The organism is Dyadobacter sp. CY345 (assembly GCF_021502725.1).
Taxonomy (GTDB): Bacteria; Bacteroidota; Bacteroidia; order Cytophagales; family Spirosomataceae; genus Dyadobacter.
The window spans coordinates 872,925-889,648 of record NZ_JAKFFS010000002.1 but is presented as its reverse complement, the minus strand read 5'-3'; the positions used below and the strand labels follow the sequence as shown (position 1 = coordinate 889,648).

The window sequence follows — 16,724 nt, the reverse complement described above, 5'->3', positions numbered from 1 at the left end:
CTATGCACGCAACTTCAAAAGGTCATATCATACAACTCGACGGAATCCGCTTCATTGCAGTTGCGCTCGTGCTTATCGACCATTTTTATACAGGTGTCAATGTGATTCCTTACGGTAAGCTCGGAGTTACTATTTTCTTTGTACTGAGCGGTTTTTTGATCAGCAGAATTCTTCTTAAAAGTAAAGAAACATATGAGCCGCAACCTGACGGGTTTAAAAAATACATTCGCAAATTCCTGATCAGAAGGACTATACGAATTTTTCCAATTTACTATCTCCTGCTGGCTATCCTATTTATACTGAATGTTCCGCCCGTTCGTGAGAAATTTGCGTGGCTGGCCTTGTATGGAACTAACATTTACATAGCAGTATATCAAACATGGCTAGGCTCCTCTGATCACCTTTGGTCACTGGCCGTTGAAGAGCAGGTATATTTATTTTTTCCGTTCCTGATATTTTTCGTTTCCAGAAAAAATCTAATTCCCTGGCTTGCTGTGATGGGCGTTTGCAGTGTTTTGCTTCGTTTCTATTTTTATTTTTCAGGAAAGGATTGGAGTGTCTCTTACGTAACAATGCCGGCCTGTCTCGATTCTTTTGCGCTGGGCGGATTAATGGCCTGGCTTCAACTTTATAAAAAAGAAACCTTTTTAAAACTTTTCGATAAAACCTGGCCAGTAGTCTTTACGCTTATTGGGTGGATTTTAATGCAGTACTGGAATAAATCCTATGATAATATTCACAACGTTGTGGATGTAGTTTTTGATCGTCTGGTATCTTCCATTTTTAGCTTTTTCCTAATCGGACGGGCAGTTACAGGGTATGGGGGCGCTATGCGACATTTCCTGGAAAATCCAGTCAGCGTTTATCTGGGCAGGATAAGTTATGGGATTTACTTATATCATAACTTCATTTACAACCATTATCACAGCGGCCCAAACCACCCTACCGTCAGGCTATTGCACAAGATCTATCGTAATTTCCCAGTGCTGGAAGGTTCTCTGACATTTGAGGCTTGTCTGTTTTCATTAATAACAATTTTCGTCGCATCACTCTCCTGGCATTTCTTCGAAAAACCAATTAATTCGTTAAAAGATCGTTACGCTTAGTAAATAAAAAATATCCAATTTTAGTATACAGGCTTTTTTCCTTAATTTTGCATCAACATACCAAATAATTCTCTGCATGACGTTCCTTCTTAGTATAGTAATGCCAGCGTACAATGAACAAGATTGTATCGAAAAAGTAGTACATAACTGGACCAGTTTCCTGAAAAATAAATTCCCAAACGACAATACCACACTAATCGTTATCAACGATGGTTCAAAGGATAATACAAAAATTCTTTTGGACAAGCTGGAAAAAGAAGTAACCAATCTTACTGTTGTCAATCAAAAAAATGGTGGTCACGGTAATGCTGTTGTGAATGGCTATCGCAAAGCTTTGGAATTAAACTCGCAGTATGTATTCCAAACGGATAGCGACGACCAGTTTGTCTCAGATGATTTTGACAAATTGTGGAACAAACGCAGTCAGTCAGATTTTATCCTTGGCTATCGCGAAGTACGTCACGATGCTGGTGTCCGTCTGTTCATTACCAAGTTTTTAAGAGCGACAATCTCGTTTGTTTATGGAACTTTCATCATGGACAGCAATATTCCTTTCCGTTTGATTAAAGGAACATTTCTTCAAAAATTGATGAATCAGCTTCCAAATCCCGAGCCTTTTGCTCCGAATATTTTCTTGTCGGTTATGGCGAAAAAATCGGGTCAGGAATTATTCGATATACCGATTACCCATAAAGACCGCGAAACCGGAGAGGTATCGATCGTGAAGTGGAATCTTTGGAAAGTTTGTATCCGCAGCTTTAAAGAATTGCTACGTTTCCGTCTGGAACTAAACCAGCACGTGAAAGCGATCCGTGCTTAATAAAGAGAAAACAGCTCAAATTGAGTATTTTTTATATTTATAAATAAATACAGCTTCCTGTAATTCGTTCTACAAGAAACTGCCTACTCATTAAGCCCGTGTCGAAAAAACTAATTATTACTATCCTGCTGGCCGCCATTCTGGTTCCGGCAGGATATTTTCTATTCAAATGGTCACGTGGGTCCGCTGCTGCGTGGAAATATATTCCTTCGAATGCAGTCGTTGTAATCACAAGTGAACATTTGCAGGATTCCGTTTATCAGGCAACCGACGCAAAACTCGATCTGAAAAGACTTCCCTTTCTGGATATAGCGAGTGATAACTTATCGTTGTTGAACTTGCTGTCTCCTGATGTCAAAAAGCTGAATAACTTCTTAAAGGGTAAGAATATATCCTACTCCTATCATCCCAGAACGAATACAGAATGGGCTGTGGTAATGTATATTCCGGTAGATGAAGAGAAAGATGTCAAGTGGTTAAACAGTCCACAGCACAGCGCAATCCGGGTTTTGCACCATACTTTTCAGGATAACCGGATCACAGATATCAATGATACGAAATCGCAGCCACTTTTTTCTTATGTAATAAAAGACAACTTCCTGATTTTAAGTTACTACGGTGATTTGATTGAAGATGTGGTACGCGCATCCTCGTTAAGTATTTCCAGAGCTGATCTGCAATCAAAATTTGCGAAAAGTGATGATTCTAATTATGGAACAAGTATATATTTGAAAAATGAAGCCTGGAAATCGGTCATTCCAACAACGAATCATGGTAGTAATTTTTCTGAGTTTGCTCAGGCGTTTCCAAAATATCAGGATTATCATGCAGAAACCAAAGATACTGACAACAAGCTTCAATTAGTTTCAAACGGCACCGATTCTCCAGGTTATTATATCACCAATTGGGTGAAAGATAATTCGGGACTGCCGTTTAAAGGCCACAAACACATATCTCAGCAAACCTCTTATTTCTATCGTTTTGCGGTAAAAGAGAAGGCTGACTTTCAGAAGCAATTTCTGAAATGGCATAAAAAACAGAAATCTGAGGCCTGGCAAAAACTGGTATATCACGTCGGAAAAGAAAGCACTTTGCTTCTGGAAAATCTGGGTTCAGAATTAATCCTTTGCCAGCTCGAAGAAAATAACAGCATCAGCGACGGGAAAATTTTGCTCGCCGAGTTTTCAAATTATGATAAATTAAGGCCTGTTCTTAAAAAACTTGCGCAACTTTCAACGCCTGAATCGAATGTTTCCACGGATCAGTTTCAGGGTTATGATATTTATTCGGTTGCCATTCCAGAGCTTCCTTCCGGAATTTACGGACCTATGTTTTCCGGTTTCCCGAGGACTTACGTAACCTACATTGCGCCTTATCTGGTTATGAGCAACAATTCACAGGTATTACAAAATTATGTCGTGGATTATGAAAATCAGCTCACCTGGAAACAATCGCCGGAATACGACAGTGTGTTGACGAGTACAAAATCCGATGCGCAGCTTTCGCTGGTTGTCAATTTAAGAAAAGCCCAGTCACGCGGTGAAGGGTTGAGTGCAAAATCTTATACCGATTTATCAGCGAAAATTGAGTCAGTTATTTTGCAATGTCGTTACGATGGCAGCGATGCTTATCCGGAAATTACGCTGAACCCAAAGAAAAGGCAGACGGCCAATAAAGTTCTTAACCGTACTTTTCTGAACATTGATATTGAATGGCCGGTTTTGTATGATACTGAACTAACCGCGCTGCAAAATCCGATTGACGGGACTTCGGAAGTTTTGTTAACCGACCAGGAGAATAATCTTCTACGGGTCAATAACCTGAAAACAGGCAAAACGGAAACGATAACAAAACTAAACGGGCCAATTGTCACATCGGCTTACAAGGTTGATTTCTTGAATATTGGCCGTCAGCAAAGGATTTTTGCAACGTCCAGTTCTGTTTATGCCATTGACGAAGACGATTCCACGCACGTAATCACCAGTTTCTCAAAAGGAATTCCATCGGCCAGTGCAATCACAGCATTGTATATGATAGATGGTGGCGAGGATGGCAGTAACCGGTTCATAGTCAGTGATGAGATGGGGGAATTGTATGTCTGGGAAAGTGTGATGAAAAACATTCGAAAACTGAACGTAGCTAATCGTTTTGACAACATCCAAAGCCCGGTTATTTCGCTGAACCAGATCGGGAACAGAAACTATATAGTTACACAGAAAAATGGGAAAATATTTCTTCTAAAATCCAATGGTGTGGTACGTGAAGGCTTTCCGGTTGATATTCTGGCCAGAACAGAAAGTCCGTTTACCTGGACCCAGAATCCTGCGACGGGGCAGTCAGAGCTGGTTGGTGTGAGTGTTTACGGAGAATTGATACGCATTAGTATGGATGGGAAAATTAAATCCCAGACTCAGCTGTTAAGGCCGGAACCTGCGAGCCAGTTTAAAACAGTCTTTGACCGAAACTCTCTGGACTGGATTTTGGTCAGAACATCTGCAAACAAGGCTGCATTTTTGACAAAAGACGGAAATGAGCTTTTTGAAATTAAAAATCTTTTGCCAAATTCGATTATTCAGTATCATTTCTTTGGTGTAGATAACCGTTTCATCACGATCCGGTCAGGAAATTATACCACCATCTTTGATATGACCGGAAAGCGTCTGGGGGACAAACCTATTCCTTCCGAATTGAAAGTTCAATTAACCTATTTGCCATCTTATTCTAAACTACTTATTTTCAGCCGTTCTGAAAAGAAAGTTCAGGTATGGTCTATTAAGCTGCGCTAGTTTATGAAGTACATGAAGTACATATGTTTAGTACTATTTTCTCTGGTCTGGCTGGTCGGTTTAAGCCCTTCTATTTATGCCAAACTCGGCGAATGGAATCTGATAAATGACGGTTACCAATTCGGGGATTTATACAGATTATCAAATCTTCCTCAATTTAAAGATCCGGTAAAACCCTGCCCAAAACAGGCTCCTGTGACGAAAGTAAGCAGTGCAAAAAAGGTCTGTCTGTATATTATCGGCGATAGTTTTACGGAAAAAGAAAGAGTTGGAAAAGAAGATTTCGCAGTAGACGAATATCAGTATGTGCATTGGGACAATATCCTTCATCTGAAACCGGATACTACGAAAACTAATATTTTATTGATGGAATGCGTGGAAAGGCATTTTAGAGAAAAAATGGCTTCCCCTATCCATAATATTATTCCTGATTCGGCGACATTTGTAATGACCGGGCCGGAACCTTCTTTTATGCAAAAACTGGATCACGCTTTCGCTGCTGATCCGGCAGAAACTCGACTTGATGTAGCATTTTTCCAAAATGACTGGATGTTGAAAATAAAAGAAATGAAGGCTGCTTTCACCTATCACTTCTTTCACCGCGCCGATAAAAAAGTAACGTTGGTGAACAATGATAACAGCCTTGTTTACTACATGGATACAGATACACCAAAAAGCACATCGTCCTTTTCAAAACTTGCGGATACCGAGCTCGATACAATAATGACAAATCTTGCAGAAAGCCATTCAATCGCTAAAAAACTAGGTTTTGATCATGTGGTTCTGTCCATTATTCCCAATAAAGTATCGGTCATAATGCCGGAATACGGACAGTATAACCAACTAATCAGCCGTGTTTATGCACATCCTAAACTAGATATGCCTTATGTAGATGTTTTGCCGGATTTCCGAAGAATGAAAGAAAATTCCTATTTGAAGGGTGACTCACACTGGACATGCCAGGCGCAGGAAGTTTGGTTAACCAAGACGAACGATCTTATAAAAAAAGTAGCACAGGAGAATTAATAATTTCCCGTGCTACGATATTTTAAATGATAGCCTCTTCGGCATTTTCGATCTTTCCTGTCAGTTTTCCAACGGTGAGTCCTTGTACGATAATGGAGAAGAGAACTACGAAATAAGTAATCGCTAGTAGTAAATTTTTATTGAGGTCGTTATCAATTGACAACGCCAAGGCAATAGAAACACCTCCTCGCAAACCTCCCCAAACCAAAATAATAATTGATTTTTTTCCAAATTTCTTACGGAACGGAATGATTTTAACCGGAATGTAGATTGAAACAAAACGAGCGAAAAGAACAACAACGATAGAAATCATTCCAATCCAGAAATATTGTCTCAGATCGGGAATAAGTAATAATTCAAAGCCGATGATCAGGAATAATAGTGCGTTCAGGATTTCGTCGATAAGCTCCCAGAATTTGTCAAGATAGTCCTGCTCGGTCTCGGTAATGTTTCCAAGATTTTTCCCATAATTACCAACCATCAAACCAGCAGCAACCATGGCGAGCGGCCCGGACATGTGCATTGATTCTGCAATCAAATGTCCGCCCATCACGATGGCGAGCGTGATAAGCACGTGGACATTATACCCATCAACCTTGTTATTCGCATGTGAACCTATAAATCCAAGCACGACGCCAAGTAATATTCCTCCCAGCGCTTCTTTGGCGAGCAAAGTCGAAATACCAACAAAGGAAGTATTTACTTCTTCGCCTCTTGCCAAAGCCAGCATAACGATAAATACCACAACGGCCATACCATCATTAAAAAGCGACTCTCCTGCAATTTTTGTTTCAAGTGATTTAGGTACGCCAGCTTGTTTCAAAATCCCAAGAACAGCAATCGGGTCCGTAGGAGAAATCAGCGCGCCGAAAACTAGGCACTGAATCAATGGAATTCCGAGCCCAAGCCATGGCAAAATTTCATACATCAATAACCCTATTACAAAAGTCGAAATCACGACACTGATGGTGGAAAAAACCATGACCGGAATTCGCTGTTCTTTAAGATCTTCGAGGTGAATATGGATGGCGCCGGCGAAAAGCAGAAAATTCAGCATTGCACCCATCAAAATTTCTGTAAGATCGATACTGTGAAGCAGCGTAGTGATTCGGTCGAATGTGTGTGGAAATATATTATCGGTAGCCAATAATCCCAAAGAGACGAGCAGCGCAATGACCATGACACCAATTGAGGCGGGCAATTTTAAAAAACGTGCATTGATGTACGCAAAGACGGCAGATATGACAATTAAAACAGAAAATGAATAGTATAACTCCATGAAAATATTTTTTAGACTGGCTAAAATAAAAAATTAATAGCAGCCGTAAAAATGAAATTGGCTGACAAAGCAATCTTTAAGGGTATTCTAATAACTCAAAAGACGGAAATCAGATACGGTTCAGGTACAAAAAATTGCTTGAAAACTTACCGGTAACTGGATTCATATAACCTTCGCGCAACATAAATTTTTATATTTACCAGATATCAAATCGCGGTTATGATCACACTTCAACTAGATTCAAAAAAACGGGAGAAATATTTTTCTTTCTTCTTATTGATAGCTCTTTTCCTGGTTTCAAAAATTCAGGTGAGTGCTCAAAACGCCATACTAAAACCTGGTTTTGACAAATCAGAATATGTTGAGCTGATGCACATGCACGCAAGACTTTATGATACTACAAAAAATACATTGCCATTTCCGGTTCACTTCAGATATGCTTACCGGTCTCCGGTAATGGGTATGGATAACCGCTGGGATCTTTGGGTGAATGATAAATCCAATGTGGCAGTAATTAATTTGCGGGGCACAACAGTAAATCCTGTGAGCTGGCTGCAAAATTTTTATGCTGCCATGGTTCCTGCGAAGGGAGAACTGAAACTTTCGAATAGTTTTACTTTCAAATATCATCTGGCCGATAATCCGCGTGCCTCCGTTCACGTGGGGTGGCTGATCGGTGTTGCTTACCTTGGAACCGACATTCTGCCTAAAATTGATTCCTGTTATAAAAAAGGAATTAAAAATTTCGTCATTATGGGCCACAGCCAGGGTGGCGCACTGAGCTACCTGATGACGTCGTATTTATATAATCTTCAAAAAGAGAACGCCATTCCGAAAGATATCCGTTTTAAGACTTACAGCAGTGCCGCACCAAAAGCAGGAAATGTTTACTATGGTTACGAATACGAGAATCTTGTCGATGGAGGTTGGGGGGTAAATATCATCAACGGCGCAGATTGGGTGCCTCAGACGCCTTTTTCAGTTCAGACTTTGGCTGACTTCAATAATGTTAATCCATTTAAAGACATTGATGCCGTTGTGAAAAAGCAAAAACTTTTCACTCGCGTCGCGTTGCGTCATGCTTACAAGCAACTTAAAAAACCAAGCGAAAAAGCACAGCGCAATTATGAAAAATATCTGGGCGGTTTTGCTTCAAAAATGGTGAAGAAAACGTTACCGGAATTTGTTCCGCCAACTTATTCCCATACTGCGGATTATGTACGCATCGGGCCTACAATCACTTTACTTGGCGACGAAGAGTATTATAAATTATTCCCTGATTCTGATAAAGATGTGTTTGTGCATCATCTTTTAGCCCCGTATTTATTCCTGATAGATAAATATAAACGCTAAATTTGCAGTCAAAAATGATCTGATGGCAAAATCTTCAACCTCAAAAAAAATAAGTCCAAAATCCGGGTTTTCCAAAGTCGACAAAATGCTGGATACTGCCGGCTGGTTTGGCCTGGCGACGCTGGTTATTATCACGGTTTTCACCTATTTCCGAGTTCCTGATACAATACCGGTTCATTTTAATATTGTGGGAAGACCGAATGGTTTTGGAAATAAACTTTTCCTTTTCGCTGTTTTGGGTATCGCATGTTTCATATTTTTCTCAATCACATTGACGATTAAGTATGTATTTGCCTCACCAAAGGCAACGGCAATTCCCAATAAAAATCTGGACTTTGCAATCAGGATTGTCAGATTTCTAAAATTGATGGTCATGATCGGTTTTATTTATATCATGGTCATTACCAACCTAATCGTTGACCACGTCACGGATGGGCTCGGATCATTCTTTTTGCCAGCCGTTGTGATCACTTTGCTTTTTCCTGTCGCTTATTTCTTCAAAAAAACAATGCGGGAAAAGTTAATGAAAAGATAGGCCGCCTGTTTGCTGGCACAGTTTTCCTTGTATGAATAGTTGGATTACCTAATCCAAAATATGACGTCTAATCTACTATAAGGCACTTTCCCATTTTTTCAAGATAAAAATGGAGTTTACTTTTTAAAGAAGACCAGATTTTTAAGCTATTCTAATAAAATTTTATGGAAGACAAGAATAAATTCGCAGTTGAAGTTTCGTCATTTACTACCATTCAGGAACTTCCTGGTTCGTGGACTAACGAGGATTATAAGGCATTGTTGGTAAAAATGGATTACGAAAATCCGGAAGATATTCAAGCATCGGAGCTGAAAGAAATGTGTTTTATGTCCATTACTGACTACGAACCGGCGGAAGCAGCGAAAGTGGTTTTGGAATATTTGATCGAAGATGAACTGACAGACGGACAGATCGAAAATTTGTCGCACCAAATGCTCACTGAAAAGCTTTGGGAAGAAAATCCGAAACTTGACCTTCATATCAGCTTTTACGAAGCAACTCAATTGTTATATGAAGCTTACAATGGGAAATTCCCAAGAGCAGAGGCGGTAAGATTCCAGTTGAAAATTACCGGAGAAAATCCTGAAAGTTTATCCATTTTTGAGGAAAATCCGAAGGCACCAATCGTCAGAATTCTTTCACAGGGAATGTCGGACCACAATCTGGTTAACCGTTTGTTTGGTGATCAGGTGGAAGGGACAACGTTCGAAGAAGCTGAAAATATTATTTGGCAGCTTGAAACAGTTGATAAAAAAGGTAACGAAATCACTTTTGATATCGTGAGCTCAACATATTGGCTTGACGATATTAAATATGCGAATAGTTATGAAGCAACTTCGCATGCTGATATTGTTGCCGAAGACAAAGAATAAAACGTCATATTTCTTGACAGGGAAATTGCATATCGACAGTCTTATCATTAAAATTGTCTTTATGCAATTTTTTTATACCAATGCAAAAATTCCTACTATCCCTATTACTACTAATTTCCACTGTTTCTCTTGCGCAGTATCAAACGCGTTTTGAAAAAAGTGGCGGAAAAGAAACTCCTACCTACGAAGAAGGAATAGCCTACTACAAACTGCTGGCTAAAAATTTCCCAGAAATCCAGATCACAGAAAAAGGACTTACCGACAGCGGGAAACCGTTAAGCCTTGTGCTTTATTCAAAAAATAAATCTTTTGATATAAAGAAACTCAAAACTCAGGGTAAGGCCATTCTTTTTATCAACAATGCTATTCATCCCGGCGAACCTGACGGCGTGGATGCCTCCATGCTTTTGCTTCGCGACATTGCCACGCATCCAGAAAAATTCCCTGAACTTGATAGTGTTGTCCTGGCCATAATTCCTTTTTATAACATTGGCGGTGCTTTGAACCGAAACAGCACAACACGTACAAACCAGGACGGCCCCGTCGAATATGGCTTTCGCGGTAATGCACGGCACTATGATCTGAACAGGGATTTCATTAAAAATGATACAAGAAATGCAAAAAGTTTTGCTGCTATTTTCCACGAGCTTGATCCTGATCTTTTTGCAGATACGCATGTAAGTAATGGTGCTGATTATCAGTATGTCATGACGCTGGATTATGCACAGCAAGATAAACTGGGCGGCTCGCTGGGAAAATTTCATAAGGAAACTTTCCTTCCGTTTATGTATCAGTTTCTGAAAGATGCAGGTTTTGAGGCTACGCCTTATGTCAATACTTTCGGGCAGACACCCGATAAAGGTTTTACTCAGTTTCCTGATTGGCCAAGATATTCAACTGGTTACGCAGCGCTTTTTCATACAATCGGTGTGATGACAGAAACGCACATGTTGAAACCTTATGACCAACGAGTAAAGGCGACATATGCCTATTTGCACGGAAATCTGAAAGTGCTGGCGAAGTACAGAAAACAGATTTTACAGATGCGCAATGAAACGAAGGAAGCCGTAAAAACGCAGGAAAAATTTGCAGTCACCTGGCAGAACAACAAAGAGAAATTCACTGAAATCGATTTCAAAGGTTATCAGCCTGAATATTTCCCCAGCAAAATCAGTGGAAAAGACAGACTTCACTACAACCGCTCAAAGCCTTTAAATGTAAAAGTGCCGTTTTATGATACTTATGAGCCTTTGGACATTGTAAGCAAACCAACTGCTTACATTATTCCGCAAGGTTGGTTCAACGTCATCGAGCTGTTGAAACTGAACCAAGTCCGAATGACACCGATTGAAAAAGACGGAGAACTGGAAGTTGAGGTTTATTATATTCAAAGTTACGATGCACCGAAAACGCCTTACGAAGGACATTATTGGCACACAAACACGGAACTGCGTACCGAAAAGAAAAAAGTAAAATTTCGTAAAGGTGATTGGTATATCCCTGTTAATCAATGGACAAATCGTTATATAGTAGAAACGCTTGAACCGAAAGCTGTGGATTCGTTTTTTAAATGGAATTTTTTCGATTCTATTTTACAGGCCAAGGAAGGATATTCCAGTTATGTTTTTGAAGATTTGGCAGCAGAGCTGTTGAGCAAATCGCCTGAGCTACAACAAAAGTTGGAAGAAAAAAGAAAATCAGATGACGCGTTCGCCAAAAGCGGTGATGCGCAGTTGAGATTTATTTATGAAAATTCACCGCACAGAGAGAAGGAATATATGCGTTATCCGGTTTTCCGTGTTGTGGAAAAATAATTAAAAATATATCTAAAAAAAGCCACCTGCTTCGCGATTCGCAAATCAGGTGGCTTTTAATTTTACAAATAATATCTTCCTAAATTGTTATTTCACTTTGGCGAAATCTGCTGCGATTGCATTTAAAGAATCGTCTGAAAGATGCTCAGAAGCTACTACCAAACGATAACGAAAGGTAGTTGACTCACCGTTTTTCAACTTAAAATCAAGCACTTCTTTTCCGTTGCTAAAAGGCTTTTGACCCAGCGGATTCACCGCAAAAAGGCCATATCCTCTTGCATGAAAATAAGCAGGATAACCTACGTTTTTTGGATGGTCGATGATTGCGATGCTGATTTCTTCATCCTTGATCTTACCAGTCAGATTACACCATTTCGCTCTTTTTGCCCAAACATCTTCGCCAGTTACGCCGTTGCTGTTACGGTAATTTCCAGTAATTCCTTCGTTATTCAAAGACGGCACTTTCGTTGCAATACCAGAAGCATCCGTAAATATTTCCGGTTTGGTAGAAGGAAGTTCCAGCTCCCTTGCAACGCGGATTGCAAACATACCGTCTTTGATATCCGGCATGGCAACGTCTCCGTTTACGGCAGTCAAAGTGGTCATGCGGTCCACAGTTCTGTTATTTCCTTTGCCACTGAAAACATAAGTTGTTTTTTCTTGCAAAGTTAATTTGCCGTCTTTGTCAACCCAGTCCGCAGTTACAGAAAGTTCTCCTTTATCTTTTCCGCCTTTCATACTGGTGATACCCGTATGTTTGATGGTGCCATAAGCACGTTTGGCGTGGTCTACTGCATCCGAATTATTCCAGTAATCGTTTCCGTTTACGTCTTCATAATTCAACCAGATGCCGACATGGTGCGGGTGATCAACGCGCTCACCCGGACGAGGATCGAGTGGCCAGCCGCGCGTAACCAAAGTTCCTTTGGCTGTCATAACCGGATACAGGACCGCCTTTTTTAAAACATCTTCACCCGGATAGAAATAAGACGTGAATGGTTTTCCATCAATACTCACTTCAACTTTTTTATCCTTTTTATTGTCAACCAAATCGACTTTCTGAGCCTGAACCAATCCGGTCATCGCCAGGGAAAAAGCAGCAATTGTTATGCTGGTATGTTTCAATTTCACAATTCTGAGGTTTAAGGTTTAAACGCAGAGTCAGAGTTTATTTGAAATCTAATGATCCTCCTAAACTTTCACCAACTCTGCGTTTAACAAATAATTTAACTTAGAACGATGTCGCTTTTCTTTGGATCCCAGGTAACTTTTTTACCTGTATGCAAAGCTTGTGTTGACATGATATTGGCAACCGAGTGATTGAAACCGGCACGCGCCGGCGCATTTGGCTCTTTACGGCTGCGAACACATTCCATCCAGTTACGCATGTGAAGCGAGGTCATCGGGTCAGATCCTGTATTTGCATCCGTCGCAATTTTATCACCTGCTTTCAAAGATGTTTCTGGTAATAAATTCGCTTTCATGCCCATCGCCTCAGCAGCTTTTGCTGTAAGTCCACCCTCAGAAGTAATTTTATTGGTATCAAGATTGATCATACCACCATTTGAATAGTAATACTCTTTCACATCGCCAGCTGCCTGGTGCATACGCGCCGAGTAAATAACCTGGAAACCTTTATCAGGATTATCGAACGGACCATAATCGAACGTAGCCGAAAATGTATCGGCATTGGTACGACCATCTTTCCAAACATACACACCACCATTTGCCACAACACTGCGCGGCGCTTCCAATCCTGAAAACCAGTGAACTGTATCAATTTGGTGCGACATCCATTGTCCTGGAAGCCCGGATGAATATGGATAAAACAAACGGTATTCAAGATAGAAACGAGGATTCCATTCTACTTTTGGACGGTTTAACAAGAAACGATCCCAGTCAGTGTCTTCTTTTCTAATTTGTTCAACAAGCTCTTTACGTCTCCAGCGACCAGGCTGATTAACATTCCATGTCATTTCGACCATAGAAATATCTCCAAATTTGCCTGATTTTATGAAGTCATTTGCAGCATGATAGTTCGGTGCACTGCGGCGCTGCGAACCTACCTGAACAATTTGTTTTGAGCTTTCTACCGTTTTCAAAGCAAGTTTCCCATCAGCCAAAGATTCAGCAAAAGGCTTTTCAACATATACGTCACGACCGGATTTCACTGCCTCAACGCAATGAAGCGCGTGCTGGAAATCGGCAGTACTGATTATTACCGCGTCAACATCTTTACGAGCCAACAATTCCTCGTTATTACGTGCTTTAACAAATTCACTTGCAGACCAGCCCTTTCCTTTTATGAACTTTTCAGCTTCGTCACGGCGACGGTTCCATAAATCGGAAACACCCATAAATTCGAAATTCAATTCTTTCGAATGCTCAGCAAAACTAGGTGCCAATGAGCTGCGGAAACGGTCGGAAAAACCGATAATTCCCACACGAACGCGATCATTTGCCCCTAAAATACGACGGTAGCTAGACGCGTTCACTGAATTGACACTCACCGCTACTCCGGCAGAAGCCAAAGCTGCCTTTTTGATAAAATCTCTTCTACTAGTCATGATTATATGGAAATTTTGAAAGACTAAAATCTATTTACTTAATACCTTAACTTTCAGGCTACGGAAAGAAACGTTATCTCCGTGATCCTGCAACAGCAAATATCCCTTATCCGACAGACCAAATCCTTCAAATCCTTTGAACTTAGATTCTGCCACCAAGTCTTTAAAAGACTGAGATCCGCGGACATACTCTACAACTTTGTGATTATTCAAAAAATGCTGAACAGTACCGTCCGGATGCACAACAATGCGGCCTAAATTCCATTCACCAATCTTTTTGATTGCATTATAGGGTTTTTCAGAAGCGATCAGGTCATACAGGGAACCGATAGTCCGGTTGCCATTTTTTCCCATTTTTGCGTCAGGATGTTTCGCATCGTCAAGCACCTGATATTCTAATCCAACGCCAGATTTTCCGCCTGAATTAAACTTTTTATCGACGAAATATTTAACACCGCTGTTTGCGCCCTCTGTCAATTTAAATTGAAACTGGTATTCAAAAGCTGGCCCGTAAAGTTCTTTTGTAACAATATCGTTTCCTGTTTCAGATCCGTCTGATTTGGCAATCGTAATGGTACCGTCGTTATAAGTCCAGCGTTTTTCAGGAAATGAAGCCCCGCTATATGACTGCCACTGATCCACTGATTTCCCATCGTATAACAACTTCCACCCCTGCGCTTTTTCGGCATCCGCCAGTGTATTCGGAATTAGATTCACGATACGAATATCTGTTCTTGGACTAGGTTTGAGGTTTGTAGTTTTAATACGTACATTTTTCCAGCTTACCTGTGTGCCTTCCAGGCTCTTGTCCTTATTTCCAATCGAGTGAACCTGTAAGCAGATAAAACCGCTAGGTGTTACGTCATCAACAACATCCGCAATCGGCACACCATTGACGAAAGTCCTTATTGAATTTCCGATAGCTTCGATTCGGTACCTATTCCATTCATCTTTCTTGAATGCTTTTTTGCCTTCCGGATTGATGTCAAGGGAATACAGCCAACCGCGGCGCGCTTCGTCATAAAGTCCACCCGACCAGGCTCTGTCGCTAGGATCGATCTCAACCTGATAGCCGTGAACACGTCCGTCCTGATAATCCGGCGTCGAAAGGCTTCTGATCTGAATTCCTGAATTCAGCTTGTTATCTACTTTTACATCTAACTCTAATATGAGATCACCGTAATTCTTCTCGGTAGTTAGAAACGAATTGGGCGTATCCATCACGGAAGTACCAACAATGGCTCCGTCCTTAACTTCGTATTTTGCTTTTCCGTTTAATTGCTTCCAACCGGAAAGATCTTTTCCATTAAACAGGTCCTGCCAGCCATCTTTTGATTTTTGCGCGGTTGCGTTAAAAAAAACACTAGCCAAGAGCATTGCTGACAAGCAAATTTTCAATTTATTCATTGGAATTTTAAAAAAATAATGATCACTAAAAAAGGTGAGAAGACTAAAACGCTATTATTTAGTCTTCTCTTGATATAACGATGTTTTCTGCAAATTACCCCTACAAAACGGCTTTAATGTTACTTAGATAATAAATAATTGTTCACAGATCATCACAACTATCAACCCAACGGATACTTCAACGTTTCCGTAATATATTTTTTATTTATCTCTGCACATACCAAAGGAGATTTACCGGGATCAGGCACACCGTCCAGTTCGATCACGGCCCAGCCCTTGAATTTGATTTTATTCAGTGCATCAAATACAGCCGGTACATTTACGCGCCCCTGTCCAAGCTCCACGAACTTGTATCCGTTTTTAGTGTCTGCCGGTTTGGTATCCTTTAAATGGAGCGAATGAATGATGTTTTTATATTTGACAACCGCCTCCTCAGGTTCTCCTCCACCCTGTTTGTAATGCGCAATATCCAGCAGCAGTTTTGCATATCTTGGATCCATCGCCTGTACTATAATATCAACCTCTTCCGGCGTTTCGCCAAGCTGATTCATGTGGTTGTGGTAGACTGCCTGAACGCCCAGATCAGCTGTTTGTTTGCCAATTTCATTCATTACCTGTGCAAGTTTTTTCAACTCCTCAGTCGTTGGTTTTCTATCTTTTGGTCTTAAACTATTGGTCAGTTGTATTGCGTTTCCACCCAACGCTTTTACAAAACTGGCATGCGCAACGTGCGTGTCAACTGTACTTTCAAACTTTGCAGGATCAATCTCGACGTTCCCGCTTGAAAACATGCAAAGTGTAAGATTATGTTGTATCAGTGAATCTTTTAGTTCAGAAACTTTATTGCGATACGGACCGAAAGTATTTGCTCTTAACTGAATTCCTTTAAAACCTAAACCGGCAAGGTCCGCCATAGCCTGTTCATCCTTCCCTCCCCAGGTTATGGCTGAGTATCCAATTTTCATGTCTACCTTTTTCAACATTGCCTCTGCCCATGAAGAAGAAGTTAAAAGTGCCCCTGCTCCAAGAGATAAAGTTCGAAGGAAAATTCTGCGGTTTGATGTATCGATCGTTTTCATGAATGTTTTTTGATTATAGGTTTAGATAGCTGTCTTGTTTTGATGACGAGATAAATTAAAAAATCCAAGAATGTAGGGGC

13 protein-coding genes are annotated in these 16,724 nt (G+C 40.5%); 8 read left to right on the top strand and 5 right to left on the bottom strand.

Annotation, left to right across the window (positions count from 1 at the left end):
* Positions 1–2 precede the first annotated feature (2 nt).
* The 4 genes from L0657_RS13485 to L0657_RS13470 all read left to right on the top strand — a co-directional run bounded on the left by L0657_RS13485 (position 3) and on the right by L0657_RS13470 (position 5,738).
* Positions 3–1,106, top strand: coding sequence for an acyltransferase (locus tag L0657_RS13485; protein WP_235151320.1), 1,104 nt, complete (start codon positions 3–5; stop codon positions 1,104–1,106).
* 76 nt (positions 1,107–1,182) lie between these two features.
* Positions 1,183–1,926, top strand: a complete 744-nt coding sequence (locus L0657_RS13480) for a glycosyltransferase family 2 protein (protein ID WP_235151319.1) — start codon at positions 1,183–1,185, stop codon at positions 1,924–1,926.
* 98 nt (positions 1,927–2,024) lie between these two features.
* A complete protein-coding gene (locus L0657_RS13475; RefSeq protein ID WP_235151318.1) occupies positions 2,025–4,712 on the top strand; it encodes a hypothetical protein in 2,688 nt (895 codons plus the stop codon).
* Positions 4,713–4,724: 12 nt separating this feature from the next.
* Positions 4,725–5,738, top strand: a complete 1,014-nt coding sequence (locus L0657_RS13470) for a hypothetical protein (RefSeq protein ID WP_235151317.1) — start codon at positions 4,725–4,727, stop codon at positions 5,736–5,738.
* A 22-nt stretch (positions 5,739–5,760) separates the two neighbouring features.
* Here L0657_RS13470 and L0657_RS13465 read toward each other — a convergent pair whose 3' ends face one another.
* Entirely contained in the window at positions 5,761–7,017 is a 1,257-nt protein-coding gene (locus L0657_RS13465; protein ID WP_235151316.1) for a sodium:proton antiporter, read from the bottom strand.
* A gap of 219 nt (positions 7,018–7,236) precedes the next feature.
* On the opposite strand from L0657_RS13465, the gene L0657_RS13460 reads away from it, so the two are divergent.
* From L0657_RS13460 to L0657_RS13445, 4 genes are all read left to right on the top strand, one after another.
* Complete coding sequence (locus tag L0657_RS13460; protein ID WP_235151315.1) at positions 7,237–8,370, top strand: lipase family protein; 1,134 nt, start codon at positions 7,237–7,239, stop codon at positions 8,368–8,370.
* A gap of 22 nt (positions 8,371–8,392) precedes the next feature.
* Positions 8,393–8,905: a DUF1648 domain-containing protein gene (locus tag L0657_RS13455; RefSeq protein ID WP_235151314.1), complete on the top strand. Its 513-nt coding sequence runs from the start codon at positions 8,393–8,395 to the stop codon at positions 8,903–8,905.
* 164 nt (positions 8,906–9,069) lie between these two features.
* Entirely contained in the window at positions 9,070–9,777 is a 708-nt protein-coding gene (locus tag L0657_RS13450; RefSeq protein WP_235151313.1) for a hypothetical protein, read from the top strand.
* 80 nt (positions 9,778–9,857) lie between these two features.
* A complete protein-coding gene (locus L0657_RS13445) occupies positions 9,858–11,591 on the top strand; it encodes a M14 family metallopeptidase (protein ID WP_235151312.1) in 1,734 nt (577 codons plus the stop codon).
* 87 nt (positions 11,592–11,678) lie between these two features.
* Here L0657_RS13445 and L0657_RS13440 read toward each other — a convergent pair whose 3' ends face one another.
* From L0657_RS13440 to L0657_RS13425, 4 genes are all read right to left on the bottom strand, one after another.
* Positions 11,679–12,716: a PmoA family protein gene (locus L0657_RS13440; protein ID WP_409015059.1), complete on the bottom strand. Its 1,038-nt coding sequence runs from the start codon at positions 12,714–12,716 to the stop codon at positions 11,679–11,681.
* Between the two features lie 101 nt (positions 12,717–12,817).
* Positions 12,818–14,158, bottom strand: coding sequence for a Gfo/Idh/MocA family protein (locus tag L0657_RS13435; protein WP_235151311.1), 1,341 nt, complete (start codon positions 14,156–14,158; stop codon positions 12,818–12,820).
* A 30-nt stretch (positions 14,159–14,188) separates the two neighbouring features.
* Entirely contained in the window at positions 14,189–15,565 is a 1,377-nt protein-coding gene (locus tag L0657_RS13430; RefSeq protein ID WP_235151310.1) for a DUF1080 domain-containing protein, read from the bottom strand.
* A gap of 161 nt (positions 15,566–15,726) precedes the next feature.
* Positions 15,727–16,644: a sugar phosphate isomerase/epimerase gene (locus tag L0657_RS13425; protein WP_235151309.1), complete on the bottom strand. Its 918-nt coding sequence runs from the start codon at positions 16,642–16,644 to the stop codon at positions 15,727–15,729.
* Positions 16,645–16,724: the final 80 nt, after the last annotated feature.